General features: G+C 70.3%; 13 protein-coding genes and 4 pseudogenes. 8 read left to right on the forward strand and 9 right to left on the reverse strand.

The genetic code is table 11. The features are described from left to right. Window positions 1–23: 23 nt before the first annotated feature. Window positions 24–527, reverse strand: a complete 504-nt coding sequence (locus ACIP8W_RS27635) for a DUF6912 family protein (RefSeq protein WP_401952192.1) — start codon at window positions 525–527, stop codon at window positions 24–26. Between the two features lie 384 nt (window positions 528–911). On the opposite strand from ACIP8W_RS27635, the gene ACIP8W_RS27640 reads away from it, so the two are divergent. Continuing rightward, window positions 912–1,337 carry an Rv3235 family protein gene (locus ACIP8W_RS27640; protein ID WP_401952813.1) on the forward strand — a complete coding sequence of 142 codons (426 nt, stop codon included), beginning with the start codon at window positions 912–914 and terminating at the stop codon, window positions 1,335–1,337. Between the two features lie 123 nt (window positions 1,338–1,460). Here the strand turns inward: ACIP8W_RS27640 and secA are convergent, their stop codons facing one another. Continuing rightward, window positions 1,461–4,286 (reverse strand): preprotein translocase subunit SecA, encoded by a 2,826-nt coding sequence (gene secA / locus ACIP8W_RS27645; RefSeq protein ID WP_401952189.1) that lies wholly within the window; start codon window positions 4,284–4,286, stop codon window positions 1,461–1,463. A gap of 240 nt (window positions 4,287–4,526) precedes the next feature. Here secA and ACIP8W_RS27650 point away from each other — a divergent pair, with 240 nt between their 5' ends. Both ACIP8W_RS27650 and ACIP8W_RS27655 read left to right on the forward strand, forming a co-directional pair. After that, entirely contained in the window at window positions 4,527–5,099 is a 573-nt protein-coding gene (locus ACIP8W_RS27650) for a GNAT family N-acetyltransferase (RefSeq protein WP_401952187.1), read from the forward strand. Window positions 5,100–5,169: 70 nt separating this feature from the next. Beyond that, complete coding sequence (locus ACIP8W_RS27655) at window positions 5,170–6,366, forward strand: winged helix-turn-helix domain-containing protein (protein WP_402205044.1); 1,197 nt, start codon at window positions 5,170–5,172, stop codon at window positions 6,364–6,366. A 56-nt stretch (window positions 6,367–6,422) separates the two neighbouring features. Here ACIP8W_RS27655 and ACIP8W_RS27660 read toward each other — a convergent pair whose 3' ends face one another. The 7 genes from ACIP8W_RS27660 to mtnA all read right to left on the reverse strand — a co-directional run bounded on the left by ACIP8W_RS27660 (window position 6,423) and on the right by mtnA (window position 15,258). Then, window positions 6,423–7,166 carry a response regulator gene (locus ACIP8W_RS27660; protein ID WP_401952182.1) on the reverse strand — a complete coding sequence of 248 codons (744 nt, stop codon included), beginning with the start codon at window positions 7,164–7,166 and terminating at the stop codon, window positions 6,423–6,425. 209 nt (window positions 7,167–7,375) lie between these two features. Then, a complete protein-coding gene (gene hpf / locus ACIP8W_RS27665) occupies window positions 7,376–8,065 on the reverse strand; it encodes a ribosome hibernation-promoting factor, HPF/YfiA family (RefSeq protein WP_401952179.1) in 690 nt (229 codons plus the stop codon). Window positions 8,066–8,392: 327 nt separating this feature from the next. Then, a complete protein-coding gene (locus ACIP8W_RS27670) occupies window positions 8,393–9,115 on the reverse strand; it encodes a ComF family protein (protein WP_402205046.1) in 723 nt (240 codons plus the stop codon). Between the two features lie 104 nt (window positions 9,116–9,219). After that, on the reverse strand, window positions 9,220–11,061 hold the full coding sequence (locus ACIP8W_RS27675; protein ID WP_401952173.1) for an LpqB family beta-propeller domain-containing protein: 1,842 nt from the start codon (window positions 11,059–11,061) through the stop codon (window positions 9,220–9,222). Further along, on the reverse strand, window positions 11,051–13,090 hold the full coding sequence (gene mtrB, locus ACIP8W_RS27680) for an MtrAB system histidine kinase MtrB (RefSeq protein WP_401952170.1): 2,040 nt from the start codon (window positions 13,088–13,090) through the stop codon (window positions 11,051–11,053). The genes ACIP8W_RS27675 and mtrB overlap by 11 nt, the downstream gene beginning before the upstream one ends. 1 nt (window position 13,091) lies before the next feature. Then, a complete protein-coding gene (gene mtrA, locus ACIP8W_RS27685; protein WP_114659522.1) occupies window positions 13,092–13,769 on the reverse strand; it encodes a two-component system response regulator MtrA in 678 nt (225 codons plus the stop codon). A gap of 325 nt (window positions 13,770–14,094) precedes the next feature. Further along, window positions 14,095–15,258: an S-methyl-5-thioribose-1-phosphate isomerase gene (gene mtnA / locus ACIP8W_RS27690; protein WP_401952164.1), complete on the reverse strand. Its 1,164-nt coding sequence runs from the start codon at window positions 15,256–15,258 to the stop codon at window positions 14,095–14,097. 221 nt (window positions 15,259–15,479) lie between these two features. On the opposite strand from mtnA, the gene ACIP8W_RS27695 reads away from it, so the two are divergent. The 5 genes and pseudogenes from ACIP8W_RS27695 (at window position 15,480) to ACIP8W_RS27715 (ending at window position 20,854) form a co-directional block, all read left to right on the forward strand. Next, the gene (locus ACIP8W_RS27695) at window positions 15,480–16,715 is read left to right on the forward strand and encodes a hypothetical protein (protein ID WP_401952162.1); all 1,236 of its coding nucleotides are present in this window, start codon (window positions 15,480–15,482) and stop codon (window positions 16,713–16,715) included. Between the two features lie 4 nt (window positions 16,716–16,719). Next, a pseudogene (locus ACIP8W_RS27700) lies at window positions 16,720–17,406 on the forward strand (DUF4129 domain-containing protein). Then, a pseudogene (locus tag ACIP8W_RS27705) lies at window positions 17,403–18,603 on the forward strand (DUF4350 domain-containing protein). Before ACIP8W_RS27700 ends, ACIP8W_RS27705 begins: the two co-directional pseudogenes overlap by 4 nt. After that, window positions 18,600–19,592 (forward strand): annotated as a pseudogene (locus ACIP8W_RS27710) (AAA family ATPase). Before ACIP8W_RS27705 ends, ACIP8W_RS27710 begins: the two co-directional pseudogenes overlap by 4 nt. A gap of 3 nt (window positions 19,593–19,595) precedes the next feature. Further along, a pseudogene (locus tag ACIP8W_RS27715) lies at window positions 19,596–20,854 on the forward strand (DUF58 domain-containing protein). Window positions 20,855–20,999 lie beyond the last annotated feature (145 nt).

A 20,999-nucleotide genomic window follows, 5' to 3' on the forward strand; every position in this document is an offset into this window, starting at 1 on the left:
ACCGGCCGGGTCCGACAACGGGCTCAGATCAGGTTCGGGATCTCCTGGATCCCGTACCAGAGCAGCTCGTGGTCCTCGGCGCCGTCGACCGTGAACTGGGCGTCGTCGTCCCCGTGGTCCGCGGCCCCCAGCGCGTCCGCCGCGGCCGACACGTCACCCTCGGCCTCGTCGGAGTCGACGTGCACGGCGGCGGCTTCGGCCAGCGTGATCGCCGAGGCGATACGCACCTCACCGAGCCCGGCCGAGTCCGGCCCGCGGTCCGGGTCGGCCACCGCTTCCCGGTCCGGTACGTCGGCCGCGACGACGACCCTGCGCCGTCCGGCGCCCGGATCGGCGGCGAGCAGCCGCAGCGAGGCGGCCGCCGCGCGGTTGAGCGCCGCGTACTCCAGCTCCTCGATGTCGTCGGAGACGTACCACTCGCGCAGCCCGGGGGTCACCGCGTACGCGATCAGCGGTCCGGGGCCCACTTCCCCCGTCTTGTGCGCCTCTGCGAGACCGGGAAGGGTCAGGGGGACGTAGACGCGCATGGGATGGCCGCTTTCGTAGGAGGAGAGCACCCAAGGATACGTGCGGGAGTCCCTCTTCGGGGTGACGCTCATCGCAGCCCCCGGCGTCCACCCCGAACCGCGCCCGGCCCCGACGTCGGGCCTCGTACCGCCCCTTCTTCACTCGGATAGGTGATTCCGGCGTTCCGCGCACCGTCCGCGCACCCGTCTTGCGGCGGTCCCCCAAGGGCCCGTAAAAGATCCCCCAACACAAGTTACCGACCGGTATCGGACCGGACGGGCAGAACGGGGGCGATCTGCGTGCAAACGAACGTCACGGCCACCACTCCCACCACCACGACTCCCACCACGACTCCCACCGCCACTCCCACCGCCACGGCGAAGGACCGGGCCGCCGCCAGGACCATCGCGGCCAGCAGGACCGCCGCCACGGCCGGGCCGCCCGGCCGCCGGGACCAGCGCAGGCCCCCCGCCGCACGCCCGCGGCGGCGCCCGTACCTCCCGCCGCACCAGCTCTTCGCGGAACGGCTCCTGGCCGTCCTCAGCGGCGACCGCCCGGTGCACTGGATGCTCGGCCAGACCGTGGGAGAGGCGTACGAACAGCTCGTCCACCTCGCACCGGGCACCCCGTTCAGGGCCAGGGGCGCCCGGCCCGTCGTCCGCACCTGCCGCGGCTTCCAGCCGCGTCCCGGCGTGGTCGAGGCCGCCGCCAGCATCGCGGCGGGCGAACAGGTGCGCGCCATGGCCTTCCGGCTGGAGCTGAGCGCCGACCAGCGCTGGCGCTGCGCCGCCGTGGAGCTGGGCGGCGAACGGATCCCCGCCGACACCTGAACGAAGGCCCCCGGGCCGAGGGCCACAGGCGAAAGGAGACGGATGGAAACGCGTACGGGCCGGGGCGCACGCTGTGAAAGCGCGCGCCCCGGCCCGTACCGCTGTCCGGCTGTCCAGCCGCGTCTACTTCTTGCGGCGACGCCCGGTGGTCGTGCCCTTCTGGGCCTTCCGGCGCTCGGCGCGCGTCATACCGTCCGACGTGGACCGTGTCGGCCCGTCCGCGTTCTGGAAGTCGCCCTCGACGATGCCGCCCTCCCCGTCCACCGTGGGAGCGGAGAAGTGCAGCCGGTCGGGCCGCTGCGGGGCGTCGAGCCCCTTCGCGCGGATCTCCGGACGCGCCGTGACGGCGGGCACCGCGTCGCCCTTCTCCAGCGACGTACGCTCCGCGGCGTCCTGCACCGGCACCTCCTCGACCTGCTGCTCGACCTGGACCTCCAGGTTGAACAGGTAGCCGACGGACTCCTCCTTGATGCCCTCCATCATGGCGTTGAACATGTCGAAGCCCTCGCGCTGGTACTCGACCAGCGGGTCCTTCTGCGCCATGGCACGCAGGCCGATGCCCTCCTGGAGATAGTCCATCTCGTAGAGGTGCTCACGCCACTTGCGGTCCAGCACGGACAGCACCACGCGCCGCTCCAGCTCGCGCATGATGTCCGAGCCGAGCTGGTTCTCCCGCTCCTCGTACTGCGCGTAGATGTCGTCCTTGATGGACTCCGCGATGAATTCGGCGGTGATCCCCGCGCGGTCGCCCGCCGTGTCCTCCAGCTCCTCGACGGTGACCTTCGTCGGGTAGAGCTGCTTGAAGGCGCCCCACAGCCGGTCGAGGTCCCACTCCTCGGCGAAGCCCTCGACGGTCTCGGCCTGGATGTACGCGTCGATCGTGTCGTCCATGAAGTGGCGCACCTGCTCCTGGAGGTCCTCGCCCTCCAGGACGCGGCGGCGCTCGCCGTAGATGACCTCGCGCTGGCGGTTGAGGACCTCGTCGTACTTCAGGACGTTCTTGCGGGTCTCGAAGTTCTGCTGCTCGACCTGCGACTGGGCGGAGGCGATGGCGCGCGTGACCATCTTGTTCTCGATCGGGACATCGTCCGGCACGTTGGCCATCGCCATGACACGCTCGACCATCTGGGCCTTGAACAGGCGCATCAGATCGTCACCGAGCGACAGGTAGAAGCGGGACTCGCCCGGGTCGCCCTGGCGTCCGGAACGGCCGCGCAGCTGGTTGTCGATGCGGCGCGACTCGTGGCGCTCGGTGCCCAGGACATAGAGCCCGCCGAGCTCCTTGACCTCTTCGAACTCCGCCTTGACGGCCTGCTCGGCCTTCTCCATCGCGGCGGGCAGCGCCGCCGCCCACTCCTCGACGTGCTCGATGGGGTCGAGGCCGCGCTGGCGCAGCTCCGCCTCCGCCAGGTCGTCGGGGTTGCCACCGAGCTTGATGTCCGTACCGCGTCCCGCCATGTTCGTGGCGACGGTGACAGCGCCCTTGCGGCCGGCCTGGGCGACGATCGTCGCCTCCCGGTCGTGCTGCTTGGCGTTGAGCACCTCGTGCTGGACGCCACGCTTGCTGAGCTGCTGCGACAGGTACTCGGACTTCTCGACCGAGGTGGTGCCGACCAGGATCGGCTGGCCCTTCTCGTGCTTCTCCGCGATGTCGTCGACGACCGCCGCGAACTTGGCGACCTCGGTGCGGTAGATCAGGTCGGACTGGTCCGCGCGCTGCATCGGCCGGTTCGTCGGGATCGGCACGACGCCCAGCTTGTAGATCTGGTGGAACTCGGCGGCCTCGGTCATCGCCGTACCGGTCATGCCGGAGAGCTTGCCGTAGAGGCGGAAGAAGTTCTGGAGGGTGATCGTGGCGAGGGTCTGGTTCTCGTCCTTGATGTCCACCCCTTCCTTCGCCTCGATCGCCTGGTGCATGCCCTCGTTGTAGCGGCGGCCCGCGAGGATACGGCCGGTGTGCTCGTCGACGATCATGACTTCGCCGTCGATGACGACATAGTCCTTGTCGTTCTTGAACAGCTCCTTGGCCTTGATCGCGTTGTTCAGGTAACCGACGAGCGGGGTGTTCACCGACTCGTACAGGTTGTCGATGCCCAGCCAGTCCTCGACCTTGGCGACACCCGACTCGTGGATGGCGACGGTGCGCTTCTTCTCGTCGACCTCGTAGTCGCCGGTCTCCTCGATGCCCTTGAGCTGGTTGCCGGCCTCGCCCTTGGTCAGCCGGGTGACCAGCTTGGCGAAGTCGCCGTACCACTTGGTCGCCTGGTCGGCGGGGCCGGAGATGATCAGCGGGGTACGGGCCTCGTCGACCAGGATCGAGTCGACCTCGTCGACGATCGCGAAGTTGTGGCCGCGCTGGACCAGCTCGTCCTGGGACCACGCCATGTTGTCGCGCAGGTAGTCGAAACCGAACTCGTTGTTCGTCCCGTACGTGATGTCGCACGCGTACATCTCGCGGCGCTGCGCGGGCGACATGTTCGCCAGGATGCAGCCGACCTTGAGGTCCAGGAAGCTGTGGACCCGGCCCATCATCTCGGAGTCGCGCTCGGCCAGGTAGTCGTTCACCGTGATCAGGTGGACGCCCTTGCCGGACAGCGCGTTGAGGTACGCGGGCAGCGTGCCGACGAGGGTCTTGCCCTCACCGGTCTTCATCTCGGCGACATAGCCGAGGTGCAGCGCGGCGCCACCCATCAGCTGGACGTCGTAGTGACGCTGGCCGAGGACGCGCTTGGCCGCCTCACGGACGGTCGCGAAGGCCTCGGGGAGCAGGTCGTCCAGGCTCTCACCGTCGGCGTACCGCTCTTTGTACTCGGCGGTGAGGGCCCTCAACTCGGCGTCGGAGAGGTTGACGAAATCCTCTTCGATGGAGTTGACCTGGTCCGCGATGCGGTGCAGTTTGCGCAGGACCTTACCTTCGCCTGCACGCATGAGCTTGTGGAAGACGGACACTGAGGCTGGTCTCCTTGCCGGTCGGGCCTGGCACGTGGGTCGTGTACGGACACGGGCGCGGGCACGGCAGGCGGGCCCCACCGCAACGGCCATCGTAAGCGAGGACGCGCCCACGCCGGGAGGCCGCTGCCACGCGGGCCCCGCTGGCACCCGTATCAAGAACGCGCGGAACCCGCGGAAGGTGCCGGGGGGACGGGAAAACCACTCGTCGTGCGCGACCGGGCTCACGACAATCCCCTCATGGAACCGGTCACCCTCACCACCGAGCGCCTGCTGCTGCGCGTCCCCGCCTCCGACGACATCGACACCGTGTACGCGGCCTGTCAGGACCCCGACACCCAGCGCTGGACCACGGTGCCGTCCCCGTACCGACGCCGACACGCCGAGGACTACGTCGAACGGCTGGTCCCGGACGGCTGGCGCGGCGACACCGCGTACACCTTCGGTGTACGACCGCTCGGCGGCGGGCCCCTGATCGCCTCGGTCTCGCTCCAGTTCCCCCGCTCCGGCACCTGGGAGGTCGGCTACTGGACGGCCAGGGAGCACCGGGGGCGCGGCTATATGACCGAGGCCGTCAGGGCGGTCTCGCACTGGGCCTTCACCACCCTGGACGCGGTACGGGTGGAGTGGCGCGCCGAGGCGGGCAACCTGGGCTCGCGGGCCGTCGCGGAGAAGGCCGGCTTCGTGGTGGAGGGCACCCTGCGCGGCGGGCTGCTCCACCGCGGCACGGTGCGTGACTGCTGGATCGGCGGGCTGCTGCCGCACGATCTGGGGCTGCCCGGCACCCATCCGTATCTGCCCGCCCCGGCCTGAGCGGGCGCGTCATCGCAGGTCACCCGCTGCTCGGGGCCGATTGTCAGTGCCGCCGTCTATCGTGCCGACCATGACGACCGCGCCGCCTTCCACCGCCGACCTGTCCGCCGACGAGGCCCGCCGCATAGCGCTGCGCGCCCAGGGATTCATGGGCGCCCCGGACCGGCGCGGCGGGGTCCGGGGCGTGCTGCGCCACCTCGGCGCCGTCCAGCTGGACACGATCTCGGTGCTGGCGCGGTCCCACGAGCTGATTCCGTACGCGCGCCTGGGCGCGGTCGGCCGCAGACCGGTCGAGGAGGCGTACTGGACGCCCGCGCCCGCCGGGTCGTCCGTGAAGGACCCGCACGCCTTCGAGTACTGGTCGCACGCGGCCTGCGTCCTGCCCGTCGAGGAGTGGCCGCACTTCGCCTTCCGCCGCCGCGCCTACCGCGCCCGCCCGAGCTGGCACCACGAGCTGGCGGACGGCGCGTACGAAGCGGTGATCAAGCAGTTGCGTACGGAAGGCCCCCTGACCGCCACGGAGCTGGGCGGCGCCAAGAACGGCGGCCCGTGGTGGGACTGGTCCGAGGCGAAGGTCGCCGTCGAGCGCGCGCTGATGTACGGCGAGGTCGTGTGCACCGGCAGGCGCGGCTGGAAGCGGGTCTACGACCTCGCGGAGCGCGCCATCCCGGACGCCCTCCTCCGCGACGACCTGGACGACATGGAGTGCGTGCGCCGTCTCGTCCGGCTCGCGGGCCGCGCGCTCGGCGTCGGCACCCGCGCCGACATAGCGGACTACCACCGGCTCAGGGGCGAGCAGGTCGACGCGGCGATCGCGGAGTCGGGCCTGGTGCCGGTGACGGTCGAAGGGTGGGCCAAGTCCGCCTGGGCCGATCCGGAGGCGCTGGCGACCGCCCCGAAGGGACGTCACCGTACGACACTGCTGTCCCCGTTCGACTCCCTCATCTGGGAGCGCGCCCGCACCGAGCGGATCTTCGGCTTCACCCACCGCCTGGAGGCGTACCTCCCCAAGCCCAAGCGGGTGTACGGCTACTTCGCGATGCCGCTGCTGTCCGGCGGCAGGCTGCTGGGCCGCGTCGACCCGGCGCGCGAGGGGAAGACCCTGGTGGCCAAGCAGGTGTCCCTGGAGACCCCCGGGGCCGTGGGCCCGATGGCGCGGGCGCTGCGGGAGGCCGCGGAGTGGGTCGGCTGCTCGGACGTACGGGTGGAGCGGGTCGACGCGCCGGAGCTGCGCGGACCGCTGGCCGAGGCGCTCGCCTCGCTCTGAGGCGTCCGGGCGCGCTCCCCGGCTCGCCCGCGTCAGCCGTCGAGCCGGTCAACCAGTCAGCGGATCTCCAGGATCTTCTCCCGCATCGCGTAGACCACCGCTTCCATCCTGGAGTGCAGCTGGAGCTTCTCCAGGATGTTGCGCACATGGTTCTTCACGGTGTTCTCGGAGATGAACAGCTCCTTGGCGATATCGCGGTTGTTCATCCCGGTGGCCACCAGCTTGAGGACCTCCAGCTCGCGCTCGGTCAGCCGGGGCGCCGGCACGAGCCTGCGCTCGTCGGTGCGCTGGATCATCGACTTGAACTCGGTCAGGAGCTTGGACGCCATGGACGGGCTGATCTGTGACTGCCCGTCGGCCACGGCGCGGATCGCGGTGGCCACCTCGTCGGTGGAGATCTCCTTGAGGAGATAGCCGGTGGCGCCCGCCTTGATCGCGTCGTAGAGGTCGGCCTCCTCATCACTGATCGTCAGCATTATGATCTTGGCGCTGGGGGCCACCTCCTTGATGGAGGTGCAGGCCTCGATCCCACCGCGCTTGGGCATCCGCACATCCATCAGCACGATGTCCGGCAGCAGATCGGCGGCCTTGTCGACGGCTTCCGCGCCGTCACCCGCCTCTCCGACGACCTGGATGTCCTCCTCCTGTGCGAGGACGATCTCCAGCCCACGGCGGAAGAGCGCGTGGTCGTCCACGACAAGGACCCGGATCGGCTCCTTCCCGGAGCCGCCGCGTTCCGCGCCGACGGTCGTGTCGTCGGCGTCGTCCGCGTGACACACCGGCCCGAAGCTGTCCGCCATCGTTCCCTCCCCTGAAGGCCGCGGGCCCGAATTCCTGAGAGCCGGCCAACCGCACTTCGCAGACCACCTGTTGGCTTGCGACCCCATGATTTCATGCCCGGACGGCGGATCGGGGGTGCTCGGACCCGCAGGGCGGCGCCCCCGAGGGCACGAAGGCCGCTCAGGGGCACCGCGGGAGCATGGATTCCGGACTGTTTCCTCTTCGGGTCTCAGCCGCCGAGAGCGCCGCCGGCGCCGCCCGCCTCCGAGCCCGCGAACGGGTCCGTCCTCAGATGAATGACGCCGTAGTCGTAGGCGTGGCGCCGGTAGACGACGCTGGGTTCCTTGGTGTCGGAGTCGACGAACAGATAGAAGTCGTGGCCGACCAACTCCATCTCGTAGAGCGCCTGATCGAGCGTCATCGGGGCGGCGACATGGGTCTTCTCACGGACCACCAGGGGTCCTTCGCCCTGCACCTCGAGAGAGCCGACCCTGGTGGTGGGAACCGCCTCGGCGGTCTCCTCCGCCTCGGTACCGCCGTTCGCGTTCAACCGGGCCACGCCGGGAACGACATCGGCGACCTCCGCTGCCGACAGCCGGCCGTTGCCCCGTCGGCTGTAGCGCTTCTCGTGCTGCTTGCGCAGCCGCGCCTCCAACTTTCCGGTGGCCAGGTCGAGCGCCGCGTACGGATCGGCGGCAGCCGCCTCCGCGCGGATCACCGGTCCCCGGGAATGGAGCGTGATCTCCACCCGGTCGCTCCGGTCGGCCTGCCTCGGGTTGTGTTCCTTGGACACCTCGACGTCGAGGCTGATCACCTTGGCGTCGAGCTTCTGGATCTTCTCCAGCTTCAGCTTCTCGGCCACGTGCTTGCGGAACCGCTCGGGTACCTCTGTCTTGCGGCCCTTGACGACGATGTCCACGCAGAACTCCGTTCCCGGATGACTCCGCCTCGCTGCGGAGTTACTCCCTGTTGCACCAGACCCCGGTTATCACCGGAGCCTCGGACTTGGCGACTTTCACCTCCTCCTCCCCCATCGGCGAGATCCCCATCCCTCCGAACATCAAGGTCTGAAAACCGCCGGAGCGCAGCAGTGCATTCATCGAGTCATGGCTCACGCCATTCCTCATAACCGAACATAGACCTCCGAGGCGGGTGTCGGCACCCGCTACCGGTAGGTACCTCTGTTCCGCTGTTCTCCTGCCCTGTCTAGCTGCAACGATGCGCGGTCCCGGTCAGTTCCGGTTAATCAGTTCCGGTTAATTTCGAAAGAGAGCGCCGGAGCGGCGATCACGGCGGCGCTCACCTGGACGAACCCGGAAATGCCGGGGCCCGTGGCGGCCCGTACCGCCCGTGCCGCCTCGACCAGCGAGGCCCCGGTGGTCATCAGATCGTCCACCAGCACCACCCTGCCGCCCGCCAGGAGCCGCGCGCCCCCGACGGCGACCTCCAGCGCCCCCGACAGGTTCACGAGCCGCTGGCGGGCGCCCAGACCGGCCTGGTCGGCCACCACGCGCCGCTGCCGCAGCACCGGCAGGACCCGGCACTGCCGGCCCGCCCGCCGCAGCTCACCGGCGGCGGCCAGCGCGATCCGGCGGACGGCGTCGTGCCCGCGCGCCCCGACCGTGCGCCGGGTCGACGGCACCGGTACGAGCAGCAGCGGGCCGACCCCCGTACCCGGCGGCGCGGCGGCCCGCACCGCCCCCGCCAGGGCGCATCCCAGCGGACCGGCCATGCCCAGCGCGCCGCGCTCCTTGTGCGCCAGCAGGACGGCGCGTACCGCGTCCTCGTACGGCGCCGCCGCGTACACCGCCGGCAGCCCGGCCGGCTCGGGCACCGGCCGCACCCGGCACGGCCAGGTGCCGTACAGCGCTCTGCCACAGTCTTTGCACAAGGGTGTCCTGGGGCTGCCGCAGCCGCCACAGGCCACCGGCAGCACCAACCCGGTGATCTCCCGCCACCACGCCCGCATGGTCACACTGTGCCAATGTCGGCCCCACCGGGCCACCCCTGTGGAAAACTCGTCGCGACGAACCTGTGACCGGGTGGTACGCCTGATTACCGCCGGATTCCCGGTCAGCCGGGGTAGACCGGTGATGTCCCCGCCTCGACCATCGTCTGCCAGTTCGCCCCGGTGGGCAGCCGCACGATCCCGGCGTCCTGCGAATCCGCCACCAGCGGCTGCCGGTCGTCGTCCGCCGCCGCGATCGCCGTGACCTGGTTCAGTCCGGGCAGCACGCTCGCGGCCGAGGTCGACCCGTCGGTCTGGAGGTAGCGCACCTGCTGCACACCGCCCGTCTCCTTGCCGACCACCACGAGCCTGCTCGGCCCGGCCCAGGACACCGCTGTCACCGTCTCCATCTGCGGGGCCACCGACTGGAGCGCCGTGACGGACACCTTCTGGCCGGTCGCCGTGGTCCGCCGCTCGACCCGGCCCATCTGCAAGGTGGTCCGCCCGCCCTTCGTCAGCAGCAGCGCGATCCGCACCCCGTCGGCGGACATCCGCAACGCCTTGACGTGCGCGCCGTCCAGCCCCTCGACCGTGACCGTCTGTGCCGGTCCTACGCCATCCGCGAACCGCAGCAGACGCGGCGCGGCCGGATCACGGTCGGCGATCCACAGATCGCCGTGCCCGTCCCAGCTCGGCGCGGACAGCCGGTTCTCGGCACCCTTGCCCTCACTGGTCACCAGCGGCTCGCCCAGCTCGCTCTCCGAGAGGATCGACGCCGCGTAGAGCGACTTCGAGTCGTCCGTGACGCCCGCCGCGTGCTTCTCGTCGCGCGCCACCGCGACCGCCCCGAGCTTCACCGAGCCCGTACCGAACGGACCGATGACATGCATCCGGCCGGCGGTCTCGCCACCGCCCGCCTGAAGCAGCGCCAGCCGTCCGCGGTCGTCCACGAAGTACGGGTTGACGGGGCGTCCGGTCGTACGGTCGGGCGCGAACTCCTCGGCCTGGTCCCCGCTCAGCGCACAGAGCGAGGAGCCGTCCGCCAGCAGCTCCACCTGTCCGACCGGGGTGGACGTCAGATCCCGCAGCGTGAAGAGCAGTTGCGCGGCCATCTTCCGGCACTGGGCGCGCCCCGCCTTCGACGCCTTCTCGTTCAGCGGCACCTTCAGCGCGTTCCGGTCGTCGAACTCCAGTGAGGTGACGCCCTTCTGAAGCGCCGTACCGGCCGGGAACGGCGAATCCACCACCGGCTTCAGCCAGCTCGTCGGCCCGTCGAGCAGCACCTTGACCGCCTGGGTGACCGGATCCATCCGGGTCGTGGGGTCTATGCGCTGACGGATATAGACGGGGTCCGCGACCAGCCAGTTCTCACCGGAGGCGAAGTAATACTTATTGACGGAACGGTAATTGCGCTGGAAGTCCGACTCACCGAGCACCAGTCCCTGCGGCAGGCTGTCGATACGCCACTCCTTGGTACCCCCGATGGTCTCCCGCACCAGATGGATATCGCCGTCGTATTTGGTCGGCTCGATCGGCTCATAGGCGTGCGCGGAGTCCACATCGGCGATCTGGTCGCCGTACAGCGGATAAGTGAGCCCCGCCCCCGAAGCGATGGCCTCCTTGGGGCCCGAGGGATCGGGCGCGGCGCGCAGCACCGCCGTACCGGCCCCCGGCTGCCAGAACGCGGACGCGTTCTTCGTCAGATACTTCCTGGCCATCGCGAAGTCCGGGTCATCACTGGTCATCGCCTCCAGGAAGCCGTCGACGATCTCGTCGGGCTGTGCCTTGTCCCTCGGTGGTACGGCGTACACCCGCACCTGGGACTCGCCCTGCGGCGACGCCTTCACCGGCTCCACATCGCCGCTGTCGGGGATCGACGCGCACCCCGCCAGCAGCACGGCGAGAGCCGCCGGCACCGCCGACACCCGCGCCCCTCGTACCAGACCGTAACGGCGGTCAGCGCCCACGGATCGTGTCCTCCCGCCGCGGAGCCGGGCCCGCGATGTCCTTGGATTCGCTGTCGTCGCCCCCGCTCTCGGGGGGCCTCTCCCCCGAGGTCCGTGCCACGACCCGGGCGCCGCTGCCGGGCAGCGCCGCCGGATCCACCGCCGCCGCACGCGGCGGGGCGGGCACCCCGGACGGTCCGGTCAGCGCGGAACGGTCCGCCCCGAGCTGGACGGGCACGCTCGCCAGCCGGTGCTCGCTCTCCTTGAGCCCCTCGGCCTCGGCCCGCTCGCGGTTGCGCCGGGAGTCCTCGGGCTCCAACGGTATGGGCGAGCCCCGCAGCGCCTCGTCCGCCGTACGCGGCAGTGTCAGCCGGAACTGGGAGCCGCCGCCCGGCTCGCCCCACGCCTGGAGCCAGCCGCCGTGCAGCCGCGCGTCCTCGACCGCGATGGACAGCCCGAGCCCGGTGCCCCCGGTCGTACGGGCACGCGCCGGATCGGCCCGCCAGAAACGGTTGAACACCCGGGTCGCCTCGCCCGGCTTGAGCCCCACGCCGTAGTCGCGTACCGCGACCGCGACCGCGCCACCCGCCACCGCCAGCCGTACGACGACGTCCCGGCCCTCACCGTGCTCGACGGCGTTGACCACGAGGTTGCGGAGCACCCGCTCGACCCGGCGGGCATCGGCCTCCGCGACCACCGGCTGTTCGTCCCCGATGACCCGGATCCGGGTCCCCTTGCGCTCGGCCAGCGGCTCCGCGCCGCCGATCACCCGGCGCACGACCTGCCGCAGATCTATCGGCTCGGCCTCCAGCGCCGCCGCGCCCGCGTCGAACCGGCTGATCTCCAGCAGATCCGACAGCAGCGATTCGAAACGGTCGAGCTGATCGCCGAGCAGTTCCGCCGACCGCGCCGTCACCGGATCGAAGTCACTGCGCGCGTCGTGGATGACGTCGGCCGCCATCCGTACGGTCGTCAGCGGCGTACGCAGCTCGTGCGAGACGTCGGAGACGAAGCGCCGCTGCATCCTCGACAGCTCCTCCAGCTGCTGGATCTTGAGCTGGAGGTTCTGTGCCATCTTGTTGAAAGCCTCACCGAGCCGGGCGATGTCGTCCTCGCCGGTGACCTTCATCCGCTCCTGGAGACGGCCGGTGGACAGTCGCTCGGCGATACCCGCCGCCATCCGTACGGGCGTGACGACCTGCCGCACCACCAGCCAGGCGATGGCCCCGAGCAGGACGACCACGAACAGCCCCGCCGTGGCGAGCGTGCCCTTGACCAGGTTCAGCGACTGCTCCTCCTGCGTCAGCGGGAAGAGGTAGTACAGCTCGTACGGGTTGCCGTCGACATCGTTCAGCCGCTTGCCGACGATCAGCCCCGGCTCCGGCTCCCGGTCCTCGGTGGCCCCGGTGTACCGGATCTGCGCGTATCTCTCGAACGTGCCGGTGCCGTCCGCGACCGCCGACCGCAGGTCCACGGGCACGCTGGAGAAGTCCACCCCGCCCGAGACCCGTGGCGCACGGCTGGTGGACGCCGCGTCCACCGAATCGGGGCTCAGCGCCACCACGTTGAAGGCCCCGGGGCCGCCGCTGGCGAGCTGCTCGACCAGATCGGATCGCCAGTTGACCGAGTTCCTCGCCCGGCCGCCCGTGCCGTCGCCCTCCCGGCCGCCGAGCGCCGCGGGCGCGTCGGCCTTCTCCTTCGCCACGGTGAAGCCACCGGCCGCCTGGCTCTGGGCCGCCTTCTCCTTGGCCTCCAGAAGACCGTTGCGCACCTGCCCGATGACGACGAACCCCAGCAGCAGCACCACCCCGAGCGACATCAGCAGCGTGGTCGCGATGATCCGCAGCTGGATATTGCGCCGCCACAGCCGCACCGCGGGCAGCAGCGGGCGCCGCACCCAGCGCATCACCCGTCGCAGGACGTACGCGCCGGGCGCGCCGTCCTGGAACAGCTGGTGGGTACGTCCCATGGGAACCCTCCCGGGACCGGCAGCCCGCCCCGCACGGACTCCCGGCTCACCGGGCTTCGGAGCAGCGCTGCCGCCGGACATGTCAGCTCGGCCCTGCCTTGTAACCGACGCCACGGACGGTCACCACGATCTCCGGCCGCTCGGGGTCCTGTTCGACCTTGGAGCGCAGCCGCTGGACATGCACATTGACCAGCCGGGTGTCCGCCGCGTGCCGGTAGCCCCACACCTGCTCCAGGAGCACCTCACGGGTGAACACCTGCCAGGGCTTACGGGCCAGCGCGACCAGCAGATCGAATTCGAGCGGGGTCAGGGCGATCGACTGCCCCTCCCGCTTCACCGAGTGACCCGCCACATCGATGACCAGATCGCCAATGGTCAACTGCTCCGGCGCCGGCTCCTCCGACCTCCGCAGCCGCGCCCTGATCCGGGCCACCAGCTCCTTCGGCTTGAACGGCTTGACGATGTAGTCGTCGGCCCCGGACTCCAGCCCCACCACCACATCGACGGTGTCGCTCTTGGCCGTGAGCATGACGATGGGCACCCCGGACTCGGCCCTGATCAGCCTGCACACCTCGATGCCGTCCCGGCCGGGCAGCATGAGATCCAACAGCACCAGATCCGGCTTGGCCTCACGGAAGGCAGCCAGTGCCTTGTCACCGTCCGCTACGAACGACGGCTCGAAACCTTCACCACGCAGCACAATGCCGAGCATCTCGGCCAGTGCGGTGTCGTCATCGACGACAAGGACGCGTCCCTTCATATCGACATCATCCCATTTTCATTTCCGTTGCGTAGACACGCGTGACCTGCCTCACAGGGAACCGGCGAGATGCGTCGATACCCGAGGACGACCGTCACCGTCCGTGGTCATTGATGTCAAACATTGCTGTCGACCCACAGGGCCGACCGCGCCATGGCGACCGCCACGGCACACCCACCGCCCTCTCGCCTCCCATCGCCCCCCACACCGTAGTGGAGCAGACGGAGACACCCTCGTACGCACAAGGCCCCGACCACCCGCACCAGCACCAGCACCAGCACCAGCACCAGCACCACGCTGCGCGGATCCGAACAGGCCACGCGACTCAGCCGTACGACGGTCTTACGTCCGCCCCCTGGCCTGCCCCGGCACACAGCTCCGCGATTCCGTCCCCGGTCACCGGGGACAGTACGCCCCGCTCGGTGACGATCGCCGTCACCAGTTCGGGCGGTGTGACATCGAAGGCCGGGTTGTACGCCTGCGTTCCCAACGGCGCCACCAGCGTCCCGCCTCCCCCCATCGCACCCGCCACCACGGCCCGTGGTGCCATGAGTTCCGTCACCTCCTGCCCCGGCCGCTGCTCCACCTCGATCGACGCGCCATCCGGGGTGTCCAGGTCGATCGTCGTCGTAGGAGCGACCACGACAAACGGCACCCGGTGGTACTTGGCCAGCACCGCAAGCGGGTAACTGCCCACCTTGTTCGCCACCGACCCGTCGGCGGCGATCCGGTCCGCCCCGATCAGAACGGCGTCCACCTCCCCCGCCGCGAAGAGCGAACCCGCCGCGTTGTCCGTGAGCAAGGTGTACGCCATCCCGTTACGAGCCGCCTCATACCCCGTGAGCCGCGCCCCCTGAAGCAGCGGACGGGTCTCGTCCACCCACAGCCGCCGCAACCGTCCGGCCCGGTGGGCCGACAGCGCCACGGCGAACGCGGTGCCCTCCCCACCCGAGACCAGCGCCCCGGTATTGCAGTGGGTCAGAATCCGGTGGCTCCCGCCGGGCAGCAGCTCATCGAGGAGCGCGAGCCCCGACGCCGCCATCCGCGCGCTGGCCTCGGCATCCTCCCGGTGCAGCCGCCGCGCCTCGGCCAGCGCGGCTCCCGCCGCCCGCTCCGGACCGGCACCCTCCTTCACCGCTGCCCGATACACGTCTCCCGCCCGCCGCACCCCGTACCCGAGGTTCACCGCGGTGGGCCGCGCCCGCGCCAGCCGCTCCGCCGCGTCCTCCACGTCGTAACCCCGTGCCGCGGCGAGCGCCACCCCATACGCCCCGGCGATACCCAGCAACGGCGCACCCCGCACCGCCAGCGTCCGGATAGCCCGCACCAGAGCCGGTACGTCGGTACAGACCAGCTCGATCTCCTCGGCCGGAAGCCGCGTCTGGTCGAGGAGCACCAGTACGGGCCCTTCGGGCGGCTCGTCCCAGCGGATGGAGGGAAGCATCGGCGGCCCGGCGCCAACGCGGGCGGGTGCGTACTGATCAGCCATCCGCTCAGTCTGCCCGCTGCGGCACGGACAATGAAGACAAGGAGGGGAAGGAGGGAGAGCAAGCCGAGGACGAGGGAGGCAAGGAGATACGGCCCCCGGGCCACCGGAGCCCGGCGCGTGGCACGATGGCTGCCAGCCCGCCACCCCGCTCCGCGGACAGGCACCACTGAAGCACCGGCTCGCCGAGCCGGTGCCACGACCAATCCACGAGGTGGACGACCGTGAACGACACTCCGGGCTGGGCCTCGCCCGGATCCGCCCCGTCCGACGGCCAGGACACCACAGTGCCCCGGCCCGCCGCCCCCGCCGACGACAGCGGATCCTCCTCGAAGTGGTCCACGGCTCAGCCGCCACCCGGACAGTGGTCCCCGCCGAGCGCCCAGGGCCCCGGCCCCGCCACGCCCCGTCCCACCCCGGGCTGGGGCGGCCCCGCCCAGAGCGGCGGACCGGGCAACGGCTGGGGCAAGCCCCCCGCCGCCAAACCGGGCGTGATCCCGCTCCGCCCGCTCGGCATGGGCGAGATCCTCGACGGCGCGGTATCCACCCTGCGCGCCCACTGGCGCACGGTCCTGAGCGTCAGCCTCGTCGTCGCCGTGATCTCCCAGATCGGCGACATACTCGTCCAGCGCTATCTCATCCCCGATCCGGTCGCGGTCGACCCGAACGCGAGCCCGTCCGAACTTCTGCGCCAGACCGCGGACTCCAGCCAGGCCGGGCTGATCGCCGAGGCCCCGTCGTTCGCCATCATGATGATCGGCACCCTCTTCACCACGGCGATACTCACCATGGTGATCAGCCGCTCCGTGCTGGGCCGCCCCGTCACCCTCGCGGAAGCCTGGGCCGAGGCCCGCCCCCGGCTCCTCCCCCTCCTCGGGCTCACCGTGCTGGTGCCGTTGATAAGCGCCGCCGCCATGGCTGTCGGCATACTTCCCGGACTGCTCATCGGATCCGCCGCCGGAGTCGCGCTCACCTTCCTCGGCACGCTGGCCGCCCTCGTCGCCGTCGTCTGGCTGATGATCTCCCTCAGCCTCGCCTCGCCCGCACTCATGCTGGAACGCCAAGGCGTGCTGGCCTCCATGCGGCGCTCCGCGAAGCTCGTGAAGGGCGCCTGGTGGCGCATCTTCGGAATCCAGGCGCTCGCCCTGCTGATCGTCATGTTCGTCTCGCTGGTGATCGCCCTGCCGTTCAGCGCCATCGCGATGGCGGTCGACAGCACGAGCCTCGAAGGCATGCTCTCCGGATCCACCCCGAACTTCGACTGGCCCTTCCTGATCGTCACCGGCATCGGCTCGGTGATCGCCACCGCGATCACGTACCCGATCTCCGCCGGCGTCACCGTTCTCCTCTATATCGACCAGCGCATCCGGCGCGAGGCCCTCGACCTCGAACTGGCCCGCGCCGCCCGCGTACCGGTGCACAGCACGGACGAACCGGGCCACGGCACCCCCAGGAGCTGATGCCGTGATCGGCACGGGGGGAGTATCGGGACTGCTGATACGCGCGAGCGGCGACCTACCGGTGGACATCCCGCGCGCCCCCGCCCGGGAGACGGCGAGGCGCGAGCTGTCCAAACGGATGTACCACGAGAACGACCCGAACCTTCTCGAACGCGCCCTCGACCACTTCTGGGAGTGAATCGGCAAACTCTCCGACTCCGTCTCCGGAGTCGCCCCCGGCGGCACACTCGGCCTCTTCGTCATCGGTCTGGTCGTCATGGCGCTTGTCGCGGCACTGTGGTGGCGGCTGGGCAATCCCCAACGCCACCCATCCGGCGCGGCCGGGCAGCTCTTCGGCGACAGCCCCCGCAGCGCTTCGGAACACCGCACCGCCGCCGAAGCACACGCCGCCACCGACCGCTGGAACCAGGCCGTCCAGGAGCGCACGCGCGCGATCGTCCACTCCCTGGAGGAACGGGCCCTGCTCGACCCGCGCCCCGGCCGCACCGCCGACGAAGCCGCCGCCGAAGCCGGCCGCCCGCTCCCCGGCCACACGGACCGACTGCGTGCCGCTGCCCGGGAGTTCGACGACGTCACATACGGAGGCCGCACCGCCGACCGGCCGGCATATCTGCGGCTGCGTGAACTCGATCTCGATCTGGAGCGCACGAGACCACAGCTGAGCACCGTCCCGGGAGGACCCGCCGAGTGACCTCCACGATCAGCACCACCTCGCTCTCCCTCGGCCCCCGTCAGCTCTGGAACCGAAGCCGCGGACTGCTCCTCGCCCTCGTCATCCTGCTCGCGGCCGCGGTCACCATGGCCGCACTCCGCTCCGGTGACCAGCACGGTCGGCTCGACCCACGCTCCGCTGACCAGTACGGCAGCCGCGCCGTCGCCGAGCTGCTCAAGAACACCGGTGTCTCCCTCCACGTCGTCACCACACTGGACGGGGCGACCTCCGCCACCGGCCTCGATGTCACACTTCTGGTCACCTACCCAGACCTGCTGACACCACATCAGCAACACACTCTGCGCACGGCGACGGCACCCTCGGGAGGCCGCACCGTCCTCCTCGGCTCCGGCCCGCCCTCCATCGGCACACTCGCCCCCGGTGTCCGCGGTACGAATTCCCCCGCCCCGGTCTCCGCACGGTCCCCCTGCTGCTCCCTGCCCGCCGCCACCCACGCGGGCAAGGCCGACATCGGCGGCGAACAGTACGACACCGACTCCCCCGCCGACACCTGCTCCCCGCACAACGGCGCGCCGACCCTGCTCAGGATCGCGGAGACGAACTCCGGTGACACCGTCCTGCTCGGCTCCCCCGACATCCTGTACAACGACCGCCTCGACCAGCAGGGCAACGCGTCGCTGGCCCTTCAACTCCTCGGCTCCCGGCCCCATCTCGTCTGGTACCTCCCTTCACTCAGTGATGCCTCCGCCTACGAGGGCAGCGACGACAACGATGGCGAAAGCAGCGGAAGCTTCCTCGCCCTGATCCCCACCGGCTGGCTCTGGGGCGCCTTTCAGCTCCTCCTCGCCGCGGTGCTGGCCGCCCTCTGGCGCGCCCGCAGGCTGGGCCCGCTCGTCACCGAGCGGCTCCCCGTCACCACCCGGGCCTCGGAGTCCTCCGAGGGCCGCGCCCGCCTCTACCGCAAGGTCGACGCCCGCGAACACGCCGCAGCGCCCTGCGCTCAACGGCCCGCGACCGCCTCGCGCCTCTCCTCGGCGTCCCTCCCACCGAGGCTCACAACCCCGACCTCCTGGTCCCTTCGGTCTCCGCACTGCTCCCGGACAATCTCCTGGACCCGCGCACCGTGCTCTTCGGCCCGGCACCGGCCGACGACGCCTCCTCATCCGCCTGGCCGACCAACTCGACGCCCTCGAAAGAGAGGTACGCACCTCATGAGTGCCCCGACCACACCGAACGCCGGGACCACGGACAGCGCCCGCGCGTCCCTGGAGCCCTGCACGCCGAGACAGCGAAGGCGGTGGTCGGCCAGGACCCCGCCCGGGCTCGTCGTGGCCCTTCTCTGCCGAGGCCACGTTCTCCTCGAAGGAGTCCCCGGTGTCGCGAAAACCCTTCTCGTACGGGCACTCGCCGCATCTCTCGAACTCGATACCAAGCGTGTCCAGTTCACCCCGGACCTGATGCCCAGCGACATCACCGGGTCCCTTGTCTACGACGCCCGCACCACTGAGTTCTCCTTCCAGCCGGGCCCCGTATTCACCAACCTGCTGCTGGCCGACGAAATCAACCGCACCCCGCCCAAGACCCAGTCATCGCTCCTGGAGGCGATGGAGGAACGTCAGGTCACGGTCGACGGCACCCCGCGCCCGCTGCCCGATCCATTCCTGGTCGCCGCCACCCAGAACCCCGTCGAATACGAGGGCACCTACCCCCTCCCCGAAGCCCAGCTCGACCGGTTTCTCCTCAGGCTGACCGTGCCGCTGCCTTCTCGGAACGACGAGATCAGTGTTCTGACCCGTCATGCGGAAGGTTTCAACCCGCGCGATCTCCGGGCCGCGGGGGTACGCCCCGTCGCCGGGCCCGCCGACCTGGAAGCGGCACGCGCCGCTGTCGCCAGGACAACCGTCTCGCCCGAGCTCGCGGGCTATGTCGTCGATATCTGCCGTACCACTCGTGAATCCCCCCTCGCTCTCACTCGGCTCTCCCCACGAGGCGCCACCGCCCTGCTCTCCACAGCCCGTGCCTGGGCATGGCTCACCGGCCGCGACTACGTCATCCCCGACGATGTGAAGGCCTTGGCCCTTCCCACGCTCCGCCACCGTGTCCAACTCCGGCCCGAGGCCGAGATGGAGGGAGTCACCCCCGACTCCATCATCACCGCGATCCTCGCCCTCGTCCCCGTTCCCCGTTCCCCGATGAGGCGATAACCCGTGGCCCTCACCGGCAGAACCGCGCTTCTCGCAGCCCTCGGATCTCTCCCCGTCGGCATCTTCGCCCCCAGCTGGGCGGGCGTCCTCGCCGTCAATGCCCCCCTCTCACTCGCCATTCTGTGCGACTACGCCATGGCCGCACCAGTGCGAAAGCTCCAATTCACCCGAAGCGGTGATACTTCAGTTCGACTCGGTGACAACGCCGAGGTATACCTCACCATCACCAACCCCTCAGGCCGCCGTCTGCGCGCTCAGCTACGTGACGTCTGGCCGCCCAGCAGCTGGCTCCCCGGCACAGAACAGGGCGCCTCCCGGAGCAAGTTGACCGTCCCCTCCCACGAGCGCCGTCGCCTCACCACGCTCCTCCAGCCGACCCGCCGCGGAGACCGGCACGCGGAACGCGTCACCGTGCGCTCGTTCGGACCGCTGGGCCTGGCAGCCCGTCAGGGCAACCATGAAGTCCCGTGGACCGTACGTGTGCTGCCCCCCTTCACCAGCCGCAAGCACCTGCCCTCGCGCCTCGCCCGCCTCCGTGAACTCGACGGCCGCACCAGCGTGCTGACCCGTGGGGAAGGCACCGAGTTCGACAGTCTCCGCGCATACGTGCCGGGGGACGACACCCGGTCCATCGACTGGCGGGCCACAGCACGCCAGCCGACCGTCCTCGACACCGGGCGTACCTCGGCCGGCCGAGTCGGCGATGTCCCCCGCCTCGACGCTGCCATGGACGCCGCGTTCCTCCTCACCACCCTCGCCTCACGAGCGGGCGACCGGGTGGACCTCCTCGGCTACGACCGTCGTCCGTGCCCAGGTTCGGGGCCGCGCGGCAGGTGACGTCCTACCGGCCGTGGTGAACGGGCTTGCTCCCCTGGAACCGGAGCTGGTGGAGACGGACACCCGCGGCCCTGCCGCGGCCGCCCTGAAGAACGCCCCACGCCAGTCACTCATCGTGCTGCTCACCGGCCTTGACCCCGCTCCCATCGAGGAAGGGCTTCTCCCCGTCCTCCCCCAGCTCACCCGCCGCCATACGGTCCTCGTTGCCTCGGTCGCCGATCCTCATATCGAGAAGATGAGCAAAGCTCGTGGCACAGTGGACGCGGTCTACGAAGCCGCCGCCGGCAGCCAGGCCCAGGCCCAACGACGACGTACGGCCGAAAAGTTGCAGCGCCACGGAGTCACCGTCGTGGATGCCACCCCGGAGAAACTCGCCCCGGCCCTCGCCGATGCCTATCGCGCTGAAAGCGGCGGGACGACTCTGACGGAAGAGAAGCAGGATCATCCGAACCCCGGATGATCCTGCTCTCGAAAGAGGTCCTGAACGCAGAAATGCCCCGCACCAGATACCTGGTACGGGGCATTCCCACAATAATTGTTCGGCGGCGTCCTACTCTCCCACAGGGTCCC

This window comes from Streptomyces sp. NPDC088554 (genome assembly GCF_044752945.1).
GTDB lineage: Bacteria > Actinomycetota > Actinomycetes > Streptomycetales > Streptomycetaceae > Streptomyces.

Bases quoted from the DNA above. Each gene is read 5' to 3' on its own strand.
- ACIP8W_RS27660 (WP_401952182.1), bottom strand. From the start codon at position 7,166: ATGGCGGACAGCTTCGGGCCGGTGTGTCACGCGGACGACGCCGACGAC.
- mtnA (WP_401952164.1), bottom strand. From the start codon at position 15,258: ATGGCTGATCAGTACGCACCCGCCCGCGTTGGCGCCGGGCCGCCGATG.
- ACIP8W_RS27635 (WP_401952192.1), bottom strand. From the start codon at position 527: ATGCGCGTCTACGTCCCCCTGACCCTTCCCGGTCTCGCAGAGGCGCAC.
- ACIP8W_RS27655 (WP_402205044.1), top strand. From the start codon at position 5,170: ATGACGACCGCGCCGCCTTCCACCGCCGACCTGTCCGCCGACGAGGCC.
- ACIP8W_RS27670 (WP_402205046.1), bottom strand. From the start codon at position 9,115: ATGCGGGCGTGGTGGCGGGAGATCACCGGGTTGGTGCTGCCGGTGGCC.
- ACIP8W_RS27650 (WP_401952187.1), top strand. From the start codon at position 4,527: ATGGAACCGGTCACCCTCACCACCGAGCGCCTGCTGCTGCGCGTCCCC.
- mtrB (WP_401952170.1), bottom strand. From the start codon at position 13,090: ATGTCCGGCGGCAGCGCTGCTCCGAAGCCCGGTGAGCCGGGAGTCCGT.
- mtrA (WP_114659522.1), bottom strand. From the start codon at position 13,769: ATGAAGGGACGCGTCCTTGTCGTCGATGACGACACCGCACTGGCCGAG.